Annotated in this window: 6 protein-coding genes and 1 pseudogene; 1 reads left to right on the top strand and 6 read right to left on the bottom strand. The window is 34.4% G+C overall.

What is annotated here, in order from left to right; genetic code table 11:
• Together E0D95_RS15185 and mobQ are read right to left on the bottom strand one after the other, a co-directional pair.
• The coding region (locus tag E0D95_RS15185) for a replication initiation protein (protein ID WP_130804971.1) at window positions 1-481 on the bottom strand (481 nt) is incomplete at its 3' end.
• Between the two features lie 682 nt (window positions 482-1,163).
• Window positions 1,164-2,816: a MobQ family relaxase gene (gene mobQ / locus E0D95_RS15180; protein ID WP_130804970.1), complete on the bottom strand. Its 1,653-nt coding sequence runs from the start codon at window positions 2,814-2,816 to the stop codon at window positions 1,164-1,166.
• Between the two features lie 211 nt (window positions 2,817-3,027).
• Here mobQ and E0D95_RS15175 point away from each other — a divergent pair, with 211 nt between their 5' ends.
• The gene (locus E0D95_RS15175) at window positions 3,028-3,330 is read left to right on the top strand and encodes a hypothetical protein (RefSeq protein ID WP_046128218.1); all 303 of its coding nucleotides are present in this window, start codon (window positions 3,028-3,030) and stop codon (window positions 3,328-3,330) included.
• Window positions 3,331-3,347: 17 nt separating this feature from the next.
• Here E0D95_RS15175 and E0D95_RS15170 read toward each other — a convergent pair whose 3' ends face one another.
• The 4 genes and pseudogenes from E0D95_RS15170 to E0D95_RS15155 form a co-directional block, all read right to left on the bottom strand.
• Window positions 3,348-3,905, bottom strand: coding sequence for a TetR/AcrR family transcriptional regulator (locus E0D95_RS15170; protein ID WP_016165572.1), 558 nt, complete (start codon window positions 3,903-3,905; stop codon window positions 3,348-3,350).
• Entirely contained in the window at window positions 3,906-4,250 is a 345-nt protein-coding gene (locus E0D95_RS15165) for an SMR family transporter (protein WP_087090658.1), read from the bottom strand. It lies immediately after the preceding gene.
• A gap of 257 nt (window positions 4,251-4,507) precedes the next feature.
• Entirely contained in the window at window positions 4,508-4,795 is a 288-nt protein-coding gene (locus E0D95_RS15160) for a hypothetical protein (protein WP_000857160.1), read from the bottom strand.
• Window positions 4,792-5,388 (bottom strand): annotated as a pseudogene (locus E0D95_RS15155) (replication initiation protein); the annotation flags it as partial. The gene E0D95_RS15160 and the pseudogene E0D95_RS15155, both read right to left, overlap by 4 nt.

The following is a 5,388-nucleotide window of genomic DNA, read 5'->3' as shown; positions in this document are numbered from 1 at the left end:
TTTTTTTCGCTAAATGGTAAAAGTCTATTGAGTAGTCTTTTTTTAATTTTAGAACTACATCTTTTTTATAACGAGTGTATGGATTGTATTTATCTAAAATTTTCAACATCACCAAAACAATAGATGTAAACCTTAAAGATATCCCTGCATCTTCATAAGTAGCATCAATTACCCAGTTAGAGTAGACCTTTTTCCCCCTATCATTAACGTATGAAAAGGACCGATCTACTAGTTTTTTTGACGCATTTTCAATTTGTTTATAAGCAGAATTGACTTTGATACCACAGTCATCAGCAAATTGTTGAGCAGATATTAAGATTTGATCTTGTTCACTTGCATCGACATTTCTAGCAATCGGAGAAGCCATAATTAAAATTCTTTTTTCATCTACAGACATGCTTTTAAAGCATTCAGTAACTTTGTTTTGAATAGCCATTGTTGTTACTGGATAAGATTTATCATAACTATTTTCTTTATTCATTCAGATATCAAACCTTATAAAAAATGAACATGATTTTTGTACCCTTATGAGAAAACAATGTACACCAATAAACATAAGGGTACAATAATTTATTTGTACCCTTTATCATGCTATTTGTACCCTTTAATCATGCTATTTGTACCCTTTTAAACGATAAAATCATGCTATTTGTACCCTTTATCATGCTATTTGTACCCTTTTAACGCTTGAAACTATTGCTGCATAAGGTTTTCAGAGGGTCTAAAAGCTTTTAAAAGCTTTTTAAAAGAATAAAAGGGAATTTATTTCCAAAGTGAGTTATTAAAACTGCCCTTGGTACTCGCTAAAGCTCGTACTCTATTGAAGCTCGTTTCACTCGCTTCGTGGGGGCAGTTTTTTGCATATATGATCAAGGATTCAAAAAGCAAAACATGAATAATGCATTCGCTATGCTCATGCTTTTTGACGAGCAAAAGCATCAATACTTCGCTCGTAGACACTCGCTAATCACTGTCCCCAGTAATTCAATAAAAAACGGTTTTTCAGAGGGGGAATAAGCAACCTTTCGTTGTGTCACTCGTAGACACTCGCTAAAAGGCTCTCATTTGCGTTTTAAGCGATTTTATTTTTATCAACTATAGTTTTACTGTATTTCTATCAAAAGTCGCTAAAACCCCCGTTTTTTTGCGCTTAAATGGGATTGCTAAGGCGTGTAGTCATGGTTATTGTCATTTTCTGGCTTTTTAGGCTCATTTCTCTGCTGTTTTTCTTGTTCTTGGCGTCTTAAAAATGCCAAATGTTCTTGTTGCTCTCGTTCTTGTGCATAGCGTTGTTCTTGTTGCTCTCGTTCTTTACGTAACTGCTGTTCTCTAGATTCACGATCTTTTCGGTCGTTTTCGAGCTGTATTGCTCTTTTTTGGGAAAACTCTTGCTGCGCTTCGGTCTCAATTTTTTTTGTAAAAGCCGTATGCAATTCTTGGATTTTTAGATCTTCCATTTCTTCTGCATATAGTCGCTTTTGTTTTTCACCATTTTGAGGACTAAAGTATTTATTTCCATAGTTATCTTCTTCAAATATATAACTATTTATGATCTCCAGTCTTTGATCGCGTACATACTCTTGATACTCAGTTTCTCTGCGTGATATTTCAGAAATTTGATGATCTATATTTGAAATTTGATCATTAAGTTTTCGTTGTTTAACAGTGATGTTCGGTTCGTCAAATTTTGCAAAAGACTTTTTAGGCTGGAGCAGCTGATTTTCTTCTGTCCATTTATTTAAATGATCAGAATATCTCTCTTTTTTTTCTATTTCACTAAGACCAGAAATATGCTTTTGGATGTCTAGTTGGGTGTTGTGTTGGTCGATCAGGTCATTTATTTGATTGATCCATTTTGTTTTAAAAAATAAAGGCTCTTTTTTGCGTAGTTCTGATATTGCAGAACTCATCGTGTTTAATTTTGTTGTTAATTTTGATAATTCTTCATTTTGGAATTCAGAAAGTTTCTGAGAAGTTTTTTCTAAATACTCAGCTTGAGAGTATTGAAACTGAAGCTCACTTCGTACTTTTTGAACAAGATCCTCAGATACTTTGATGTTTTCATCCAGTGCGATGACCTTTTTGATTTTTAAATTACGTAGCTTAATTTCATCATTTTTCAGACTAATTTCTGTAAATATTCCTCGTCTCCGGAGGTATGTCGCTTGAGGACCTTCGTGCTGAGTTGCTTCTAGGTCACTTTCCTGGTCTTCATAACTTCTGTGATCGACACGTTCATCAAATCCATTTTGTTCCAGGTGATGATTGCATAACTCTGCAAATGATTCTCTCCAGTGGCTTACAGTTTCTGTGCCATTGTCACGACTGAAGTCCCTATATTTTTTTGCTGAAAAGCCACCCTGCTCATTAATACTTCGGGTTGTGAACATGATGTGTGCATGGTAGTTGCGTTCATCACTTCCACTGTCTGTATGAGGTGCATGAATAGCAGCATCAACGATGACACCGTATTTTTTAACGAGGTTTCGGCAAAGTTCATTGAGCATATTTTCACGCTGTTCAGCGTTTAACTCACTGGGAAATGCAATCTCAAACTCTCTTGCAAGTAATGCATCTTTTCTACGTTCAACCTTTTCGACTTCATTCCAAAGTGTTTGGCGCTTGAGTAACTCAGTATTTGTATTTTCAGGTGCATAGATTTTTGTAAATTCGACACCAGTTTTTCTTGTGTAGTCTTGTTCTTTTCCATAAAAATCGCATACCAATTTTTCACTTGAACGATATGCAGCACAAGCAACGGCCGATCGTCCATTACCTCTACTAATCGTTTTAACTGAAAAATGATATATCGCCATTTTGCTTTTGCTCTTTATTTCGATTTATCGAAATTACCAACATGTATATGTTGGTCAGGGGATTACAAAGGGGATTTACCCCTTGTCGCACCATTGGATGAAATCCAATGGCTAAGTGCGCCCTTCGGGAAAACCACGATAGCATGGGCTGTCTTGAATTTCAATTCAAACAGACCTATGCTTGAGGGGGATTCCTTGAGATGGTGATGGTATGAGTGTTGAAACTTTAGAGCAAAAAATTGCAAAGCAAGAAGAACGATTAAGACAACTAAAAGCACAAAAACAAGCTATTGCTGCTCGTGAAAAAAAGAAAAATTCTGATCGACAAAGAAAAGATGATACTAGACGTAAAATTCTACTGGGGGCTTGGGTTCTAAACAAACTGAAAAATGATGAATCTTTTAAGGGTCAACTAACCGATTTTGAAAAGTTTTTAAGCACGGAAAGTAAGACTGAAGAAAATAGGCAGAAAGATAAAGATCTTTTTAATGGATTTATTTGGGATAAGACCTAAATTTCGCATAAGAGATTTTATGTTAAATAGGTTCGATTAAGCAGATCGTCTTCTAATTTTGAACATTGCTCATCATCAATGACTCCGGTAATACTTTGTAGCCACAACCCATCTGCTGCTAAACGAAGTAACTCTAAATCAGGATGACTATCCGTTTCTGCATGTTGAGATAATCTATTTTTTAGCCATTCCATCCAAATTTTATTAAAGGTAGGCTCTGTGATCATAGTCATTGATAACGCTGACCAAGCAGAAACCACCCCATCTATTTGATGGATAAAAGAACTATGAATATAAGCTCGTGTGAATTTACCATATTCTGTTTGATCGCGTTTAATCAAGTATTCAACTGTTTGATCTAAATCAAGAATTATTTGATTGAACATTTCTTCTATCAAATTTTTTTTATTCGGGAAATGGTGAAATACCCCCCCTTTTGTTATACCTACTGCTGTAGCAATATTTTGAATAGAAACACCAGAAATACCCTTTTGAGAAACAAGAATAGTTGCCTGTTCAAGGATGCGCTTTCGAATAACCTCTGGTTGCTTCTTTTGTTGCCGAATTTCTTTCACTTAATGACCTGCTGATTGCGAAAATAAATTAATAATTATTACGCCAGATACGATAAAACCAATTCCAATTAAAGCAGGATTATCTAGTGTCTGTTTAAAAACAAAGTAGCTAACTACAGCAGTTAGAACAATCCCAACACCAGCCCATATAGCGTATGCGATACCTAAAGGGATTGTTTTAATAACTTGTGATAATAAATAAAATGCCGTGCTAAAAGAAATAAAGACCATCACGCTTGGAAAAAGTTTTGTAAACCCTTCCGATTTAACTAAAAAACTACTTCCAATCACTTCGGAAACTATTGCAAATCCAAGTAATACATAAGCGAGTAACACACTGTTCATAAGTAATCATACCTAAAATACCAATCGGAAGGTATGTTAAATTTTCAAAAAAAAATTATCAATAATTATTTTAGATTTTCTAAAATTAACATAATACACCTTATACGAAATGCTTTGATTTATCCCTTCTAAATCATTATCTTACTTTGAGCCGTTCCAGTATTCAGCGCACTGGAACGGCTTTTTTGTGACTATTCACGTTCCACGCCTATTCTTTGATCAATGTTTCACGGTTTTAATTAAATAAACTGAATAATTCAATCTGCACGATTTAAGCGATTATCTTGAATAAGATCATCCAATTTATCTTCTAAATCTTCAATCTTATATTTGAGCGATAAAATAGAATTTTTTAAACGCTCATTTTCAGGAGCATCAGGATTTTTTAATTGATTAAAAATTTCTAATAATTCGTTGCGATTAGTGCTTAACCTTTCAATGTCACTTTCAATAGCCATTCTTGGTGTCCACAGAGCAAGTAAAATTTGCTCATAGTCTTTGAGTTCTTGATGGCTCATTGCATCTAATTCAGCTCTAGTTTTCATGGTTTAAAATCCGTCTTGCTATGAAGAGCTTTAAAAATCCGCTTTGCTGTTTCCTCTCTTACACTTTTCGGATCTCGTAAGATGCCACTAATCCAAAGGGCAAAACTAGGATAGTCCTGGAAGTTACTTAGGTCTGATAGCTCAGAAAGTTTAGATAAAATAGCACTGTACTTGTTAATTTGAGCATCAGACAGGTTGCAGAACATATCTATTGTTTTTGGATCTCGCTCAGGAGCTATTAATTTTGGCTTAGATTTTTCTTTCACAGTGAACTTAAAGCCGACAACAGAACGTCCTTTTTTAACTGGACTATAGTCAACTGTTACATCGGTAAATTCATTAATTTCATCTAATGAGCTCTTCAAAACTCTTCGTTTTAAGTTCCTCAAATCTCTATAAGATTCTGGTAAACCAAACTCTGTAAACATTTCATCTAGCGTTAATTCAAAGCCATTTTTTGCCTGATTTTTTTTCGCTAAATGGTAAAAGTCTATTGAGTAGTCTTTTTTTAATTTTAGAACTACATCTTTTTTATAACGAGTGTATGGATTGTATTTATCTAAAATTTTCAACATCACCAAAACAATAGATGT

It is taken from the genome of Acinetobacter ihumii (assembly GCF_900625095.1).
Classification (GTDB): Bacteria; Pseudomonadota; Gammaproteobacteria; order Pseudomonadales; family Moraxellaceae; genus Acinetobacter; species Acinetobacter ihumii.
The sequence above is the reverse complement of the archived record's forward strand: the minus strand, read 5'-3'. Positions and strand labels throughout refer to the sequence as shown.

Coding starts and splice junctions, on each gene's coding strand:
- mobQ (WP_130804970.1), bottom strand. CDS start 2,816: ATGGCGATATATCATTTTTCAGTTAAAACGATTAGTAGAGGTAATGGA.
- E0D95_RS15175 (WP_046128218.1), top strand. CDS start 3,028: ATGAGTGTTGAAACTTTAGAGCAAAAAATTGCAAAGCAAGAAGAACGA.
- E0D95_RS15165 (WP_087090658.1), bottom strand. CDS start 4,250: ATGAACAGTGTGTTACTCGCTTATGTATTACTTGGATTTGCAATAGTT.
- E0D95_RS15160 (WP_000857160.1), bottom strand. CDS start 4,795: ATGAAAACTAGAGCTGAATTAGATGCAATGAGCCATCAAGAACTCAAA.